At 50.4% G+C, this 16,186-nt stretch carries 13 protein-coding genes; 2 read left to right on the top strand and 11 right to left on the bottom strand.

Annotated features, from left to right (window positions below; genetic code table 11):
• Positions 1-25: 25 nt before the first annotated feature.
• From FPZ49_RS03510 to FPZ49_RS03480, 7 genes are all read right to left on the bottom strand, one after another.
• Entirely contained in the window at positions 26-850 is an 825-nt protein-coding gene (locus FPZ49_RS03510) for a carbohydrate ABC transporter permease (RefSeq protein ID WP_144843652.1), read from the bottom strand.
• A gap of 56 nt (positions 851-906) precedes the next feature.
• Positions 907-1,881 carry an ABC transporter permease gene (locus FPZ49_RS03505; protein WP_222429855.1) on the bottom strand — a complete coding sequence of 325 codons (975 nt, stop codon included), beginning with the start codon at positions 1,879-1,881 and terminating at the stop codon, positions 907-909.
• A 72-nt stretch (positions 1,882-1,953) separates the two neighbouring features.
• Complete coding sequence (locus FPZ49_RS03500; protein ID WP_186445584.1) at positions 1,954-3,507, bottom strand: extracellular solute-binding protein; 1,554 nt, start codon at positions 3,505-3,507, stop codon at positions 1,954-1,956.
• Positions 3,508-3,557: 50 nt separating this feature from the next.
• Positions 3,558-5,411, bottom strand: coding sequence for a cache domain-containing sensor histidine kinase (locus FPZ49_RS03495; protein ID WP_144843241.1), 1,854 nt, complete (start codon positions 5,409-5,411; stop codon positions 3,558-3,560).
• Positions 5,408-6,427 carry a response regulator gene (locus FPZ49_RS03490; protein ID WP_144843238.1) on the bottom strand — a complete coding sequence of 340 codons (1,020 nt, stop codon included), beginning with the start codon at positions 6,425-6,427 and terminating at the stop codon, positions 5,408-5,410. Before FPZ49_RS03490 ends, FPZ49_RS03495 begins: the two co-directional genes overlap by 4 nt.
• 48 nt (positions 6,428-6,475) lie before the next feature.
• On the bottom strand, positions 6,476-7,873 hold the full coding sequence (locus tag FPZ49_RS03485) for a sulfatase family protein (protein ID WP_144843235.1): 1,398 nt from the start codon (positions 7,871-7,873) through the stop codon (positions 6,476-6,478).
• Positions 7,874-7,975: 102 nt separating this feature from the next.
• On the bottom strand, positions 7,976-9,442 hold the full coding sequence (locus FPZ49_RS03480) for a sulfatase family protein (RefSeq protein ID WP_144843232.1): 1,467 nt from the start codon (positions 9,440-9,442) through the stop codon (positions 7,976-7,978).
• A gap of 142 nt (positions 9,443-9,584) precedes the next feature.
• On the opposite strand from FPZ49_RS03480, the gene FPZ49_RS03475 reads away from it, so the two are divergent.
• Complete coding sequence (locus FPZ49_RS03475; protein ID WP_144843230.1) at positions 9,585-10,376, top strand: helix-turn-helix domain-containing protein; 792 nt, start codon at positions 9,585-9,587, stop codon at positions 10,374-10,376.
• On the opposite strand, the gene FPZ49_RS03470 is transcribed toward FPZ49_RS03475, so the two are convergent.
• Together FPZ49_RS03470 and FPZ49_RS03465 are read right to left on the bottom strand one after the other, a co-directional pair.
• Positions 10,354-11,700: a sulfatase family protein gene (locus tag FPZ49_RS03470; RefSeq protein ID WP_144843227.1), complete on the bottom strand. Its 1,347-nt coding sequence runs from the start codon at positions 11,698-11,700 to the stop codon at positions 10,354-10,356. The genes FPZ49_RS03475 and FPZ49_RS03470 overlap by 23 nt on opposite strands.
• A 124-nt stretch (positions 11,701-11,824) precedes the next feature.
• Complete coding sequence (locus FPZ49_RS03465; RefSeq protein ID WP_144843224.1) at positions 11,825-12,787, bottom strand: DMT family transporter; 963 nt, start codon at positions 12,785-12,787, stop codon at positions 11,825-11,827.
• A gap of 178 nt (positions 12,788-12,965) precedes the next feature.
• Here FPZ49_RS03465 and FPZ49_RS03460 point away from each other — a divergent pair, with 178 nt between their 5' ends.
• Positions 12,966-13,295: a nuclear transport factor 2 family protein gene (locus FPZ49_RS03460; RefSeq protein WP_144843221.1), complete on the top strand. Its 330-nt coding sequence runs from the start codon at positions 12,966-12,968 to the stop codon at positions 13,293-13,295.
• A gap of 91 nt (positions 13,296-13,386) precedes the next feature.
• Here FPZ49_RS03460 and FPZ49_RS03455 read toward each other — a convergent pair whose 3' ends face one another.
• Positions 13,387-14,661, bottom strand: coding sequence for a hypothetical protein (locus FPZ49_RS03455; protein ID WP_144843218.1), 1,275 nt, complete (start codon positions 14,659-14,661; stop codon positions 13,387-13,389).
• 14 nt (positions 14,662-14,675) lie between these two features.
• Positions 14,676-16,136: a response regulator transcription factor gene (locus tag FPZ49_RS03450; RefSeq protein ID WP_144843215.1), complete on the bottom strand. Its 1,461-nt coding sequence runs from the start codon at positions 16,134-16,136 to the stop codon at positions 14,676-14,678.
• Positions 16,137-16,186 lie beyond the last annotated feature (50 nt).

Here is a 16,186-nt window from a genome sequence, read left to right as displayed (position 1 = left end):
CGTTTCAATCGCCATGGGCAGCCGTCTATCCTTTGACCGAGCCCAGCAGCATACCTTGATTAAAATATTTTTGCAGGAATGGATAGATGACCAGCAGCGGCAGTGCAGTCAAGACAACCGCGGCCATCTTGACGGCCGGGCCGAATTCGAAATCGCCCGCTTCGCGCTCCATGCTCATCACGGCTTGAATCAGCATCTGGCGTAGAAACACCTGCAGCGGCCATCTGGCGGAGTCATTCAAATAAAGAATGGCATTAAAGTACGTATTCCAGTTTTGGACTGCATAAAACAAAGTGAACGTAGCTACCGCAGGCATGGAGAGCGGAAGCACAATCCGCAGAAACAGCCCCAGCTCACTGCAGCCATCGATGCGGGCCGCTTCCTCCAGCTCCCCCGGAATATTCTGAAAAAAACTGCGCATCACAATCAGATTGAACGGAGCGATCGCCGCAGTCAAGAAAAGCGCCCAGTAGCTGTTGAGCAAATGCAGCCCTTTGACGACCAGATAGGTCGGAATCAGCCCGCCCCCGAATATCATCGTAAACAGAACCAGAAAGTTGAGCACACGCCGTCCTTTTAGCCAGGTTTTACTAAGCCCGTAAGCCATCAAGCAGGTCATCGACATGTTAATGAACGTTCCCGCCACCGTAATATGGACCGCGTTGCGGAAGGCCGATAAAAAGTTCGCATTGCTTAGTAAATAGCCATAAGCATCAATCACCCATACCTTAGGCAGTAAAAAAAAGCCCCGGGTCAATATTTCTTGCTTGCTTGCAAAGGAGCTGAATACGACATAAATGAACGGCAGAGCCACCATCAGCAGGATCACGCACAGCATCAAATGAACCATGAAGCCAAAGCCGGGGGCGTGCCCGCGGGAATCGAAGCGACGGGTCTTGATCAACTTTAGTACACTCCCTCTTCGCCGATTTTTTTGGATACGCGATTGAACAGAACAATCAGCACCAGACCGATGACCGACTTAAATAATCCTACAGCCGTCGTGTAGCTGAACTCCCCTTGAAGCACCCCAGTCCGGTACACGTACGTATCGAACACATCGCCCACTTCCCGATTGAGTGAATTTTGCATCAGAAAAATATGCTCAAAGCCAATATCCATTACATGCCCCAGCCGCAAAATGAACAAAACGACAATCGTCGAACGCAGCGCCGGCAGTGTAATATGCCACATCTGTCTCCAGCGTCCCGCTCCATCCGCCACGGCCGCCTCATACAGCGTAGGGTCGATCGAGGCCAGCGCCGCAAGGAAAATAATCGCGTTCCACCCGGCTTCTTTCCAGATGTTCTGCGCGGTATAGAGCATGCGAAAGTACGAAGGATCCGTCATCAGCTCGATCCGATTATACCCCCACGTCGCCAGCAGATTATTAATTCCCCCGTCTTGGGTGGCAAATAACAGCACGGTCAAGCCGACCACCACAACCCAGGATAAGAAATGCGGCATATAAACCAGCGTCTGAACCACCTTGCGAAACCAGGCTCTGCGTACTTCATTGAGCAGGACGGCCAGCAGGATCGGTGCCGGAAAGAACAGAAACAAATTCAAAGCACTCAACACCAACGTATTTCGAAGCAGCATCCAGAAATCCGGATCGGTGAACAGACGGACAAAATGATCCACTCCCACCCAGGGGCTGTCGGCAAAACCAAGAAACGGATCATAGTCTTGAAAGGCAACGACGATGCCGGCCATGGGTACGTATTTAAACACGAGGAAGAACAGCAAGCCCGGCAGGATCATGGCGTAGAGCGGAATACCGCGCATCCAAAGTTTTTTGTTCTGGCTCGCGATCCGCTGGGGAAGCCGTTCCGTATGGCCTGCTGCAACGGAAGCGGAAGGGTTGCGATTCACTTTCATCCGCAGGGTCTCCTTTTCAACTAATAATGGGAAAGGATGAATCAGGCCCCTCTTTGCAGAGAGGCCCACAGCTTATTTCAACTTAGCGAATTCCGCATTCACTTCGGCCGTAATCTTGTCTCCCCCGCCGGATTTCCAGTCGGCTACGACCTTATCCACGTTATCGAGCGGGTCTTTGCCAGCCACAATCTTGACCATGCCATCCATAAATTTCTGCTTAAGGTTGGTTCCTTGCTTCACATCGGTCTCGGAATCCAGTCCGGCTCCAGGGTTGCGGATCGGGAATTTATCATTGAGCTTGTAGAAGGAGCTGATTTCTGCGACCTTTTTCTGATCATCCCACTTTCGCACTTGAATCAGCGGATCGTTTCTGCGGATAAGCCACATGGAGAGCAAGGAAGGACGGTCTTTATCGAAGGCATCCAGCTTCGTATATTTATCCCCCTCTTTTTTATAATGCACACCTTCGATTCCGTTCTTCGTTAGGAGATCGCCTTCATCGGATAGCATATAATCCAGGACCTTGAGAATGCGCTCCTGCTTTTTCTTGTCGATTTTCGCGTTAATGGCGATTTTGGTTGAACCGCTCGTAAATGTCTTTGAGCCCTGAATGCCGGTCGGACCTTTCGGGGGCTCGATCTGGATGACCTCAGCTTTTGGATTCGTCTTGAGCAGTGTGGCCATCGTATTGGAGTGAAATTCATTGGGGTTAATATACGAAATCCCGAGCTTGCCTGCCTCAAATTTATTGAGAGGATCTCTGTTTTTATTGACGGCAAAATCTTTATCCAGCACGCCTTCCGCATAAGCCTTTCTCAAAAATCCGACAAAATCCTTCCACTCCTTAGCCATGCCAAGCGACGGGACGAGCTTGCCGCCGTCGTTCTTCCATTGATTCGGCAAACCGAAGGCATAGGAGGCATAGTCAATATCCTGCATATCAAAAGAGGGAGTAATGTTAAGCGACAAGCCAACGGTATCGTTCTGGCCGTTTCCGTCCGGATCCTTTTGGGTGAATGCCTTGGCCGTTTCATAGAGCTCATCCAAGGTTGTCGGCACCTTCAGCCCGAGCTTATCCAGCCAATCCTTGCGAATGACCAGCGCGTCCCGGGTTTCGATCGAATAGTAAGGTACCCCTAAATACTTATCCTTCGGATTAAGCAATTTATAGTCGGCTTCCGAAATATACTTCGTTAAATTAGGATAGCTGCCAAGCAACGGTTTCACATCTAGAAAAATCCCTTTATCCCGCCACTTCTTGAATTGATCCGTATTGACCGTGAAGGCATCGGGGAAATCATTCGATGCGGCAATTGCATTCAGCTTTTCCACATAGTTATCCGAGGGCACCCACAGCATTTGTAAATCGACATTGAACTTCTCGTTGATTTTGTCCAGGATCGGATGCTTCTCCGGCCAGCCTCCTCCGACGTAGCTAGTGGTCATCATCGTTATTTTCAGCTTGTCTTTCATGCCGTCTGCCGCCGCCGTAGTATTCCCGCTTGCAGGCCCCGTACCTGATGCACTCGGCTGCTTGTCAGGCTGCTTGTCACTGCTGCTGGAACAGCCCGCTAACATGCCTGCCATTAGAATGGCTGCCAACGTCCCTTGTACATATTTGGACAACCCCATCATCCCCCTGTCATCGATTGGCTATGATCTGATAACGCTTTCTTTCAGTATAGCATTCGGCTCCAACCCGATTCCTTAACCAAATTATCGATTTGTTGACCAAATTTTATCTCTTGCTGAGGAAGGCGAATGGTAATGACCGTCCCTCTGCCTGGGAAGGAAACGACACTTAAGCCGTAGGGTACTCCATACTGCAGGACAAGGCGCGCGTGAACATTGGCGATCCCTAGAGACTCCTGCTCCGCGTAATTTTCACTGGTTCGAAGGGTTAGCGCCTCCAGCTTCTTCTGCAATTCATCCAAACGCTCGGGAGGAATACCGGGTCCGTTATCGGCAATTTCGATGCACAGGTCGGTTCCTTCCTCATAGGCGCTTATGATAATCGCCGCTTTTCCGGCTTTGGGCTCCACCGCGTATTTAACCGCATTCTCAACAATCGGCTGCAGGGTCAGCTTGACGATGGCATGCTCGAGATATTTTTCATGGACGGTAATCGTGCTCTGAAAGTGCTTCGGAAACCGGATATGCACAATGTTCAAATATTTCTTAAGCACCTCCAGCTCCTCCCTCAGGGCGACCTCCTTCCGATCCATTCTCGCAGTATATCTGTAGACCTCCGCTAAGCTTTTAGCCATGACAATAACTGCGTCCTTCTTCTCCAAGTAAGCCATACTCCGGATAATATCGAGGGAATTATACAATAGGTGCGGATTGATCTGATTTTGCAGCGCCCGGATGAAAGCGTCCTTCTGCAGCAGCACATGCCGCGCTTCCCGCAGCTTGAGCTCGGCCACGTCGTCCATCAGCTCGTTCAGCCGCTCCACCATCTGATTGAAGCTCCGGTTCAAATGCTGAAACTCATCCGATCCGGGGAGAATGGGCGCACGAACCTCCAATCGTCCTTGAGCGACCAGCTCCATGCTGCGCTTCAGCCGCTTGATGGGCTCGACCAGCCGATTGGACAGCAGAGGCACCGTAAGAAAAATGACAAGAATAATGACCGTAAGGGCCATCATGGAAGATCGGCGAGCTGCCAGCAGACCGCCCGCCATCTCATCAAAAGGAACTTGTGCTACGATATACCACCCGGTGCTTTGTGATTTCACTACGGCAATCAGCTGCTTGCTGCCCTGCCAATTCTGAACGCTAGTCCTCCCCAGCTCCGTAAGATCCAAGCCTGCCAGTCCCGTTTGGTCCTGTTGCAAACCAATCCATTGCAAGTTCGGATGATAGATCACCAGCCGGCTCCCGTCCACTATGAAATAAGCGCCATGGTCGGCCAGCCCGGAATTGGCGAACGTACGCGCGATTTCCTTCAGCGTAATGTCGACGATGACTCGTCCGATCAAGGCTAGATTGTCTTTGCTGTAGATGGGAATCACCAAGGAAAGCACGATCCCTCTCCCGCTCTGGGGATAAAAGGCTTGATGCGAAGGCAGTACGGCAGCGGAACCGTCATCGGCGAGCGCGTACCATGGCTCTTTCACATAAGCGGAGCTTCCTCTTGTTGCTCCATTGCCTGCGATCACATAGCCGTTGCTGGCCACAAGAAACATATCTACGATTTCCTGGTGGTTCATTCCCAAATATTTGCGCAGCGCCTTGCTCAGCTCATTTTCCGTCTCCAGATCGGGGTTGTCCGGGTGAACTAGCCAATCCTGAACTTGATCGCTCTGGATGAGCGAAACGGTCGATTGCTCCAGCTGGCTAAAATAATAATCCATATGATAGTTCAGTCTGGACGCCGCTTCGTGTGAAATGCGGAAAAAGTCTTTTTCCACTTCTTTACCATACGAATATTGTGTAAAGGCCGTAATGAGAAGCACAGCAAGCAAAGTGACGCTCAGAAACGCCACCACCGTCTTTTGTTTGATCGACGCCTGCTGCAGCCATCTCATGTCCAAATCCCCATCCGTTTCCGATAATCCCCCGGCGATAATCCCTCCATCTGTTTAAAGGTCCGGTTAAAATAAGGCAAGGACACGAAGCCTGACAGCTCCGCGACCTCGTAAATTTTCAGCTCTGGATTTAGCAGCAGCGACTTCGCTTCATTCAACCGCAGCTGATTGATATATTGAACAAAGGACACGCCCGACGTTTTTTTAAAGATCATGCTGAAATAAGAGACGCTCATATGGACATGCCCAGCCACGACGGAAAGCGAGACCTCGTCTTTGAAATGCTTTTGCAAATAATCGCTTGCTTTTTTGATCGATGCTTTGACCGCTGAATCCAAATGCCGGGAGGAGCTTCGAATCCAATGCTCAGCAAGCTCTTTGGTATGCTGATGGATCTTCTCGTCCGTGCATTCGCATGGGAACGGAATTCGTACAAACTGCGGATCCATCTCCTGCAGCAGCGCGTTCCACTTGACGGACAGCATCCGGATGAGACTTCTCCCGACCGCCGGGTGAGCCGTCTTAGCATTTAACTGCTCCAGCAGCTCGCTTTGTTCCCGCATCAAGGTCTGCTGGTCCAGCTCGGGGAGACGATCCAGAAACCGCTGGAGCAGCACCACGCGCCCATGGGCGTCCGCGAGCCCCTCAAGCTTTTTCAGGGACCGGTTTAAAGCACCCAGCAGCTCCTCTTCGTCCACCGGCTTCAGCATATACTCCGTTACACCATACCGCATCGCCTGCCTGGCATATTGGAAATTGTCATAGCCGCTTAGCACTAAGCTGACGACCGGCAGCTGGCCGTCGTAAATTTGCTCGACCAGCCACAAGCCGTCCTTCTCCGGCATCATGATGTCCGTGATTACAATATTAGGCCAGTATACATTCAGCAGCCGCCAGGCTTCTTCACCGTTCGCAGCTCCGGCAACCACCGTAAAGGGGGCGTCCAAGCGCTCAATCATTTCGGTAAGCGCACTGCGGATCCATACTTCATCTTCGGCTATTAGCACTTGATACACCCGGATTCCCCCTATTCTAAGCAGCGTAGGCTTGGAGTTAACTTGGAGCTAGTAAGCCCAGTCTCTCGGCAATGGCGCTTCGATCTGCAAAAGCTTCTTCAACAGCAATCCGCGCATCTCGGCGATCACCTCTTGATACTCAGCCTCCTCGGCCAGGTTCTCGTATTCCAGCGCACTGCGCTCCAAATCAAACAGACTCTCCTTGCCGCTGACCTCCGCGATGTAACGGAAACGATCGGTACGAATGCTTTTCCATTGGTGGAATTCCGTTATGACGCACGCTTTCTCCTTCACCGACTGACCGCTAAGCACACCGAACACCGATTGCCCTTGAAGCTGTGGGTGCATTGGAATACCAGCCGCTTCCAGCAAGGTAGGGACAATATCTACCCCTTCCACCAGCTGTGAAGTCGTCGTACCGTGCGCGCTGCTGCCTTGAGGACAGGACATGATTAGCGGGACTCGGCTGACGCAATCCGGTGCTGGGTAGCCTTTGCCATAGCGTAAGTATTCGCCTAGAAACTCGCCGTGATCCGAAGTAAATACCACTAAGGTATTATCGGCAATGCCGAGTGATTCCAGCTTCTCCATGATTTTTCCGACATAATGATCAACCTCCGTAATCATCGCATAGTAGCCGTGCTTCACGGAACGAAGCTCCTCATCGGAAAATCGCTCCCCTGTACGCTTACTATTGATATCCTCGGGGTATTGCGGCAGGCTGAGCTTTTCCTGATCGTACAAGTCCAAATAGGTCTGCGGGACAATCCAAGGCGCATGTGGAGAGTAAAATCCTGCTATACACATAAACGTCTCGTTCTGATGCTGCTCGATGAACTCGATCGTCTGCTCGCTGACAAACGCGGAATGCGTCAGATCGTCTCTGGAGGCAAAAGCTTGCGCATGGCGCGGTTCGCGTACGGGATGTACAATTCCGTCCTGAACGCCCATTGTTTTCTGCCATACCGCCGCAGCTGGGGGTAAGCCAAGGCTGATCTTGTCCAGCTCCTCGGGCGCCTTCCTCCGCACCCAAGCACGGTAAGCATCTTCATAGCTGCCGGGCTCATCCGATATTTCGAGATGATCAAAGCCATAGCAGGGATGAACGGTCCGATGGTCGCGATTCGCATGAGGAAGAAAATGCAGCTTGCCGATATTGGCGGTAATATAGCCGTAATTTTTGAGCATATGGGCTACGGTCACAGTAGAGTCCGGTACAGGAACTCCCATGTGAGTGATTTTGAGGGTCGACGGATATTGTCCGGTCAGCATACTGACTCGGCTCGGCATACAGAGGGGATTGTTTACAAAATAGCGGTTGAAATTGACGCCTTGCTTAGCTAATCGATCCAAATTGGGGGTAATGATTTCTGTATTCCCATTCACTCCAAGAGCATCCCATCGCTGCTGGTCTGTATAAATTAAGACAATATTAGGCCGCTTCATTCTTAGCTTCACTCCTCCATATATGAAAAGAAGATCGAGTGTAGTGCAGTACCGCACGGCCACCCGATCCACATTCAACCTATTTTTCCAAGCTAAGCTAACTTAAGCAAATTCCTGGGGATGGCGTCGCTTGAGCTCAGGCACGGCCGCACCTCTGCCGGTTTGCTCGAGCCGTTCCACATAGCGTGGAAGAAAGCCTTTGGCATGGAAGGGGCCTCCTTCCTTCATGACGGTCCACAGCGGGTCTACATCGTGCTTCATGGTGCTCATCATGTCATCGTGCCACTCGTTCAATAAATAAACGGCTTCCTTGCATAGCTCCGGTTTGTCCTGCGCCAAGTCCACCTGCTCATGCGGGTCCTCTTTCAGGTTATACAGCATCTCTTTGTTGAACAAGTGGTACCCATCGTGATACGTGCGGATGTATAAATAATCTCCAAAACGGACGCTCCGTTGGCACACATGGGCGCACTGGGAGATGACCAAAAACGGTCTGCTGTCCGCAGCACTCGTATCGCCTGTGATCGCGTTTGCATAGCTTTCTCCGTCCCAGCTCGGCATCGGCTCCTTGCCTAGCATTTCGGCGAGCGTAGGGTTCAGGTCCAGATGGTAATGGAATCCTTCATCTACGGTGCCACTCGTTTTACCCGGCCAACGAATGATCATAGGAATCCGGCAGGTGCCTTGATCCGCCGTTCCATGCTCACCATAGATGCCTAATTCCCCTTGGTTCTCCCCATGGTCCGCCGTGATAATGACGATCAGATCCTCCATCACCCCTTGCTGCTCCAGCGCTTGGAATATCATGCCGACGTTATCGTCCATAAACTTAATTCCGGTGTCATATCCATCAATCATGCGCCGTAGCGAAGCGCGGTCGGTAATTTCTCCCGGATGTCGCGGGTATTTCGGATTCGTGTTGCTGTCGTACATGTTAATTTCGCTGGCGCTGTGCGGTCCTACCTTTTTGATGTGATGTTCCAAAACGTCATCAGTAATCCATTCCGGCAGCGGCTCCTGCTCAAACGGATGGCCAGCTTCCAGTGGAGCACGGTATGGGGTATGCGGGTCCCAATAATTCACGTAAAGGAACCAGTTATCGTCCGCTGCATTGCGTCGCACCCAATCCAGCACCGTCGGAGTCACTTCCTCGGCAGACTCCATGCCGCTCTTGCCGGTATTATGTATTTCATTGAATCCCGCATAGAACGTCCAGGCGGAATGACGCTCGCCGAATGGACTGATCAGTGCAGTACGCATGCCGGCCGAACGGAACAGCGAAGGCAGGCTCTCACGGGCGAGGGTATCCTTGAACTTACGGTCGATGCCTTCATGACGAACATCGGCTGCAGTGCCCCCATGTCCGACCACTCCGTTATGTATGCCGAACCGTCCAGTCATCAGGGCCGTTCTAGACGGAAAGCAAGGAGCGTCTGAAGTATAGTAATTCGTGAACCGAATGCCCTCGCGCGCGATTTTGTCAATGTTTGGGGAGGTGTTGCGATGATAGCCGTAGCATCCCAAGTGGTCCGGGCGGGTGGAATCCAAATCCAATAGCAGTATCCTCATATCAACTCTCCTTGGCTGGATATATTAGTGAAAAGCCTGCGAAGCTCTGTCATGTCCTTCCTTTTCATTATAGATACTCTGTATCGCACCGCCTATGTACTATGTTATGATTTTGGTATCATTTCACTCTGATATTTAGGAGTTGGCATCCGTTATCATTGATATTCAATCCGTGCACTGGGACGATCAGAATCCGAATTGGAGCAATGCTCCCGTCCATGTACAATATCATATCCTGGTGCTCGTCACGAACGGACGTCTCCGTTATTCGCTGAACTGCACTTCATTATTTCCGGAGAAAGCCGACATCGTGTATATTCCTGCCGGTACCTTGCGTGCGGCCAGCAATGCTCCGGATCTTCTGCACCAGAAATATGCCGTAATTTTTCAGGCTGACGAGTCCGTTCATGAACGGCTTCCATTTTTGACCCAGCATAGAAATCAAATCATTAAATGCTCCAATTTTGAGTATTTGAAGCAGCGATATTCAACTCTATACCAGCACTGGGCTGAAAAGCAGCCATACTATGAGATTTTAGCCAGTGGAATTTTTCTGGAAATCCTAAGCTACGTTCAGCGTGATGTAACCACTAGACATATTTCTCCGGTCAAGGTAAGATTGTCCGACCGATTGAAGGAATATATCGTGCAGCATTACCGCACAGCCATTAAGCTGGAGGAGCTCGCCGCCATTATCGACCGATCGCCGAATTATGTGATTGCTCTGTTTAAAGAAACGACCGGGATGACCCCTCTCGAATTCATGCTCCAATTGCGTATATCCAAGGCGCACGAGCTGCTGCACCACACTCGTATGACCCATGGCGAAATAGCGGAATATCTCGGTTTTTACGATTCCTCTTATTTCTTTCGGGTGTTTAAGCGTCAGATGGGTTACCCGCCTTCTGCGGTTAGAAACCAACCTCTCGCTTAAAAGCTGCCGTTCTCGGGTCGTCCGAGGCTTGCATCACTTCGAACAAACGCCGGCGTAAATCATTCGCAATGTCTGCATAGCCCGGCTCGTCGATCAGGTTGTGAAACGCATCGGGGTCCGTTGAGAAATCATAAAGCTCCTCACGCACGCGGTACAAAAACAGCTGCACTCGCTGCGCAATTTCAAGATTCTCATTCGCTCCTTCGACCATTGCTTTGAACGTCAAGCCATCCTGCGACTCATTTTTGAATACCGTCTGCTGGTCCGACCAATCGTTCCAAATATAGCCGAAGGTCACGTTTTGCATGCAGCGCATCGGATAGTCCTTATTCCCCGAGGTCCGGTTAAACATCGTAAAAACATGATCCCGTTCGGGTTGCTCTGCGCTTTCCGTGAGCAGCGGCAGGAAAGATCGGCCATCCATGCCCTCGACAGGCGGCAGCCCTGCGGCCTCCAGCACGGTCGGCATATAATCGATACCCGAAATAAAATGCTTGCTGTCCACTCTGCCCGGTTGTATGTGGTTGGGCCATCGAATCACCCAGGGGGTTCGTGTGCTGTTCAAGTAACAGTTCGTTTTGGCAAACGGAAACGCCATTCCGTTGTCGCTCAGAAACATGACCAGCGTATGGTCCTCTTCCCCGGATTCCTTCAGCGCGCGCATAATTTCACCCACCGTCTCGTCCGCTCGGTGTACTGACGTAAAATATTCGGCGACCTCCTCGCGAACCTTCGGCAGATCAGGCAGGAAACCGGGCAGATCGACTTCCTCCGGCGCAATCGTTCTTCGAACCGGCGTATGCTGTCCGTAGCGTGCCAATTCATCCCTGCTGCCGGCAAACGGACGATGCGGATCGTGCGAGTTGACCATTAGAAAAAAAGGCTTGCCTGCTTCCTTAGCTTGTCTCACCGAGAACTTCGTCTGCTCGTAGTAAACCTTCGGATCGCGCCCATAACCGCTCGTCTTGTTCATCGTACTTATGCAGGAGTCCCAGCAGTATTTCTCCAAGGGAGCCAGATGGTCTTCCTTCCCGATAATCCCATTCCAATAGCCGGCGGCACGCAGCTGCTCCTGCAGGGTCGTTACGTCCTGCGCAATCGGCTCAAAGCCAAGCGCCCCATTGCGATGAGGATACCTTCCGGTCATGAGCACCGATCGCGACGGCTGACAGACCGCAATCGTCACGTGGCTGTTTACAAATTGCATCCCCTCGGCAGCTAACCGGTCAATATTCGGCGTGATACCGGGAATAGAGCAGCCGGCCATCCCCGGAGAATCATAGTTCATATCATCCACCGTAATCAGCAGCACATTGGGCTTCAATGCTAGGTCACCCTCTCTTGAAGTTTTTTTATGTTATTATTCTAATTCGGACGAGGTAATAAAATGCCTATGAAAAAAAGGGCCCACAGCTCACACTGAGAACCCTTGCTTCTACAGAATCACATCAAGCTGTCGTTACATTGACTGGAGCTTTTTTCTGTGAACTATAACTATGCAAAATCATACCTATAATAACAAGCACCATGCCCATCCAAGATAATGCTGCGGGAGCTGGACTCCCCAACAGGACTAATTCCCCCACCACAGTAAACAATACTTCTAATGATTGGGTTGCTTCCACAGCCGCTAGCTTGTGCATGTTGTCTTTAACCAGATCGGTAGCGCGAAAAAATAGGATGGTAGCGACAACCCCTGAAGAAATGGCCACGATGAAAGACTGCTGCATCTGTCCAACTTTCGGAAGTCCATCCGTAAGTAGACCAACGATGGAAATTAGCAGCCAGAATGGAAGACTTGCAAGGGTCATGCCCAAGACGCGTTGATAAGAATCTAAGCGGCCTTGACATAGCTCCATCATTTTTCGATTCCCTAGTGGATAAGCAAACGAAGCAATAATGACCGGGAATAGACTGAAACTAAACTCTTTCACCGAAAAGTGATGGACTTGCTCCACTTGCATTAACGCTATGCCCATCAGGATGATGAGAGACATGGAAAGTCCCTTGAATGGGATCGTTCCTCTCCTTTTTACCATCCCGTAGGGGGTTTGAACGGTTTCATAAAATAAGGGAACCAGCAGCGAACCCGAGATGATCGTGATTTGCCAAGTACCCGCAACCAGCCAACCGGGACTATAGGCAGCTGCAAAGCATAATGGGGCATAGAACAATCCAAACCCTACTGTACTCCATATCATCCATTTCACCCAATATAGTCTCATTTCCTGCAAAAGCGGCCTTAAATTTTTTCGACTGATGACAATTAGCAAAAGAAACGGAATCATGAATAGATATCGAAGGGAAGCAATCCAAATCCAACTCCCTTCTGCTAATGACATGGCTCGATTTAAAATAAAGGTAACGGCAAAAAAGAACGAAGCAAAAATCCCTAATACAATCGAACGCAATCGTTTCACCTCAACTTGTTGAAAGGAGCCTTGATGATGGAAAATAAGAAATCGACCATGCAATAATATTAGCATCACATCGTTTATCTAGCTATACTGCTAAATCTCCCCCGAAAGTTTACAAAATAAACACAGTATTCTAATATGATAAAAACACCATAAATAGGGAGCCAATGTGATGTCGATTGAACACGTGGTACAGCAGCAAATTGAATTTTATAATAATCAGGACATGGAAGGATTCGCAAGTACATATGCCGATGATATTACAGCATATAACTTCCCTGATAATACGATCATTTTTAGCGGTAAACAAGCACTAGTCGAACGGTACACAGAAACCTTCAAAAAAAAGATGCATGCCCACATTAACAATCGATCCATTGTCGGAAACAAGGTCATTGACTGGGAAATTGCAACGAATGGTCTAACCGGAGAATCCAATAGTTTAATGGCCATATATGAAGTTGAACATGACTTGATTACTAAGGTTTGGTTTATTCGGTAGAAAAATGTGAAGGTAGCCGATCTTAGCGAAGTAAAAACGCAAAGCGACAGTCCAGGACATACGTCCATGGACTGCCGCTTTTTTTTATTCTCTATCCCCTGCTGGAATAATACCTTAACTGAATTTCGCACTCATCCATACCCTCTCGAATCGCTTTCAGCCGCTGAATCGTTGCTCCGTCATAGAAGCCGTAAGCTAGTCCGTCGGCACCGCCGAGGGCGACTGTGCGGATCCCTTTCCTGATCAGATCAGGTGTCGCTTTCGCACGGGGGGCGATCGAGTCGATGATCACCTTCTCCTCTCCTACTTGTCTCCTTACATTGGACAGCCATTTGCCCTTATTCAGAACCTTCTCTTCATCACCTGTCTGCTCGGCGTAATCCATAATTCGGATGGAGTCTACATACTTGCCGATCTCCTTCAAATTCTGACCAATGAATTCGGCTTCAGGCCAGCACGTGTTAAATCGGAAGTCGACCTTCGAATTCGCCGCATGAATGGCTTCCGACAGCTCCTTGAAATATCTGGTGATGGATTGGCAGCGGAAGGTCAGCCAGTCGTACAGCTCCGGATGCTCGATCAGGAACATAACCGCCGAAGAATTGCCACGATTCAGCAAATGCCAGTCTTCGTTGGCTTGCAGGGTGGCCCGTTTCATGATATCCGCATAATGGCGGACCGTGCTGCGGATCAAATCCCAATCGAGCCCGGCTTTTCGAGCTTCTCTTTCGCAGTTCGCGCAGAAGCACCCGCCAAGGGTTACGCCCAGAAAAGGGTGCAGCTGCAGCTGCCCTTGATTGGTCAAGAACGAGCAGGTTTGAATCATATCGATGTCGTAGTGGGTCACAAGGTCTGTCGCGATCGCACACATGTACGCGCGTGCGTCTGGACTCGTCCAGCAGAGCTGTTGATTCGTAAAGTACCCATGTGCCGGAGGATTGCCGTAAATGTCGCGTTGGATACAGTCAGCAAACTCCCCCGCCCCTCTCACCGAATCGAGCGGCGTATGCGAGATTTCAGCACCGGGGCCCATTCCCCGTTTCCTTAAGGCAGTCGTAAACTTATCAAGCCAGTCTACATCTTTAAGAAATTCACGGTCACTCGGCAGCGGCTTGATCCTTGAATGCTTGTAGGACTCAGGGTGAATCTTAAAGTAGCTCCGGCTGTCCTCCGCCAAGTATCGTTTGCGCACAGGGTTGTGATGGTAGTAATTATCGTGAAGCGGACGTTTCTCATGGTGCATGATTGCCAGCATGTAAGCAGCGTTGTTGCCGGCATGCTCCTGGAGATTATCCAGAATGGACTCGATGCCTTCGTCATGCATATCCCACGGGTATATCCCGGTCGTCAATTCCTTCCAATACATGGCACACCCACCCATCATGAATTTTTGGCGATCCGTCCCGCGAATTGAGAAGGCGTAACGCCGTAAAATTTTTTGAAAATTTTATTAAAATAGTAATAGTCGTGGTAGCCGGTTCGCAGACTGATTTCATCAATGGAATGCTGGCCGGATTCCATCATCTCCGCAGCCTTCTCCATGCGCAGCTTCGTGACGTAATCGCTGAAGGTATAGCCGGTGACCTTCTTGAACAATTCGCTGCAATACGTCATATTGATATAGAACTTCTCCGCCAGCTCGCTGAGCGAAAGATCGCCATCATAAGCGGAGTTAACATAGTTCAGCAGCGCCTTAAAATTCTCGTTGCAGCTTCCTTGCTTTTCAACACCGACGTTGGCATCTATGAGGATCTTTTCGACTAGCTCACTCAGGTGATAACAAAGCTCCTGCAAATTATCGAAGCGGCTCAGCAGCTGATCGTAATCGAAAAATTCCAAGCGGCACAATTGTCGCTCGCTGCACTCTGTTCTTTTTTTCATTATTGAGACAACCTGGTTCCACAAGGACAAAGCGTGATAAACTCCAAGCTCCTCTTTCACAAACAGCTCGGGCAACCCTTGAACTACTATGCGGAATTCCGGATAGTTCCGAAGCATAATCCATTTCTCCAGCTTTCGGACCGCACCCTCCAGCTTGGAGCTCGACTTTTCCTGATACTGTATCATGGTGTGCCGTCCATCGATGAAATGATTCGCTGCAGCCATTTCGGATTCTCTGATCAGTCTCGACAAATCACCTGCACGATCAGAAACGCTGCTGAGCCCGATTCGAATATCGCCGCTCCATGCCGAACGTTCGAGTACAGCTCCTACCCCCGCGTAAAGCCCTGGACCGCCGTTCACGATCAGCATCGCCGTCAACGGGCTCCATTGAAGCAGCAAATGGGGAATCTCGGAGAACCTGGCGTTTAGCTGAATGCGATCGATAACCGCTTCCGAAGCATACGAAACCACCTGCCAATAATCGCCGTCCATTCTAGACAGCTCTTCGGAAAGCAGTCCTAGCGGATCAGATGCTTCTGCTAATAGCTGCTCCCTTAACTGTTTACTACGGTGTATGTATTTGGTATCCAGCTGCTGGCGGAGTCTTCCGAGCATCGTATTGGCTTCCTCGGGGTCGATCGGCTTCAGCTGGTAATCAAAAGCGCCTTGCCGTAAGGCCTCCTTGGCATATTCGAATTCAGCATAGCCGCTGACAATGACAAACTCGCTATCGATTCCCTGTTTTCTTGTCATACAAAGCAAATCGATACCCGACATCTCGGGCATCCGGATGTCCGTAACAATCAAATCTGGCTTCACTTTACAGATGATTTCGAAGGCTTCGGCTGCATCAGTCGCTCCGCCGACGATGCTGAAGCCTAGCTCCTCCCAGCGGAACAGCTTACGTAGACCTTCCAAGGACCAAATCTCATCATCGACGAGCAGCACCGTGTACATGGATTTCCTCCTGCCCCAGCAGCGGCCCCGTCCGCCTGAAAGGTCAAACG

It is taken from the genome of Paenibacillus cremeus, from assembly GCF_007786445.1.
GTDB lineage: Bacteria > Bacillota > Bacilli > Paenibacillales > NBRC-103111 > Paenibacillus_G > Paenibacillus_G cremeus.
This window is presented reverse-complemented; position numbering and strand designations above follow the sequence as displayed.